The organism is Levilactobacillus senmaizukei DSM 21775 = NBRC 103853, from assembly GCF_001592085.1.
GTDB classification, from domain to species: domain Bacteria; phylum Bacillota; class Bacilli; order Lactobacillales; family Lactobacillaceae; genus Levilactobacillus; species Levilactobacillus senmaizukei.
In genome coordinates, this window is the sequence record NZ_BCWD01000056.1 from 1 (window position 1) to 1,658 (window position 1,658).

Sequence of the window (1,658 nt, forward strand, 5' to 3'; positions counted from 1 at the left end):
ACGTCAATCGATTTACGTCAATTTACATCAACAAAAGGTAATACCGTTTACGTTAATGTTGACGGCCAAAAGACTATTAAATCAATGTTTAAAAATGGTTCATCAACCAAAGAACATCAACATAAAGATGATATTGACGACAACGAAAAAGATGCTGTTTATGATCAAGATGAAGTGAAATTCCTTCGCAATTTAGTATCAGAAATTCAATCTGAAAAGAAAGAGTTACATAAATTACTAGACCAGCAACAAAGATTGGCCTTACAGGACAAACAACTGCTCGAAGAATACAAGGCAGAAATTAAGGACTTGAAAGCCTTAACGATGGCACCGCATGATGATGGTGAAAAAGAAGTGACGTCAGACAAACAACCGGAACCTGAAAATAGCACCCCGGAGTCACAACCTAAACCTAAAAAGTGGTGGCGTTTTGGTAAATAGTTACAACTAAAAAAGAAAAGAAGACTAGTTAAATAGCGGAAGATAAATTTGAACAAGCTGTAGCTGCCAAGCTAAAGGGTGAGGGCTGGGACTGTCCCACAGATTATTCTGGTGGGTAGATTGTAAACAATTCAATATAAATTTGGAATTTTACCCTTTTCATCGGCCAAGATAATGATACAATATATTGTGTTGTTTTAAACGTCACACTACATGTAGTAGTGTGACGTGACTGGTTGGCCAACTAGACACCTACAACCGCGTATGAAAACGGAAAGAGGAGCATGATTTTGAGTAATTATTTTAAATTCTTATCACACCAACTAAAAGGTTGGCCACAACAGAACTACTATCTATTCTATTTTAGCCTAGGATGTCAAGTAATGACGTTAGTAAGTGCGCCAATTACAGCATTGTCTATTTTAACATTTATTGGGACCACTTTGGGTGTTCTTTGTGTGTTAGCCATTAATGCGGCTAAGTCAGTCAATGGATTATTAGGCGTCATCTCCGCCGCTTGCTTCATCGTAGTTGGTTTTTCAGCTAAGAACTATTTAAGCATTGGGGAACAATTAGCCTACGTCGTAACGCTTGATATTCCAGTACTATTAAGTGCTAATTGGAACGTCAACATGGTTTCAAAGATTCGGAAGTTTACGGGTAAGACGTGGATCGTCGCAATTGTCGCAACTTTAGTTGTTTATGCCATCTCCGGCTATCTTATTGGTGCCTTAACTGATGATCCCCGGCCATGGGTCGATGCCATTAGTTTTGCGATTTGTTTAACGGCCGGCGTTATTTGCTTCCTCCGTTACAACAACCAGTATTTCTGGTGGATTGCCTCTGGTTTAGCACAAATGGTCCTCTGGTTCATCTCGTTCCGTCAAGGTTCGGCGACACTAGCAATGTTCATTAATAGTTCCGTTTATCTGATGAACGATGTCTTGGCTTTCACTGTTTCACCTTGGTATAACAAACATGAACGCGCTCGGTTGATGGCCGAAGAACAAGCAGCTAGTGATGTAGCTAGCGCGGATGCTAGTGATAATCAGGCATTTGGATTGAATCACTAATTTGAATATAATGAGCACGGCTGTTAATGCAGTCGTGCTTTTTTGTCCGAACAGCGTTCGGATTAATTTTACAATCTACCTTGAACCAACTGATTATCTTGCTTTGAAGAAATAAAATTAGAACTTATAGGGTCCATTTCTTAC

Annotated in this window: 2 protein-coding genes; both read left to right on the forward strand. The window is 39.4% G+C overall.

Annotated elements, in window-relative coordinates:
* Positions 1–441 (forward strand): RepB-like protein (locus LSE01S_RS10555; RefSeq protein WP_061777584.1); only part of this gene is annotated, 441 nt, incomplete at its 5' end.
* Between the two features lie 284 nt (positions 442–725).
* The gene (gene pnuC / locus LSE01S_RS10560) at positions 726–1,514 is read left to right on the forward strand and encodes a nicotinamide riboside transporter PnuC (protein WP_061777585.1); all 789 of its coding nucleotides are present in this window, start codon (positions 726–728) and stop codon (positions 1,512–1,514) included.
* Positions 1,515–1,658 lie beyond the last annotated feature (144 nt).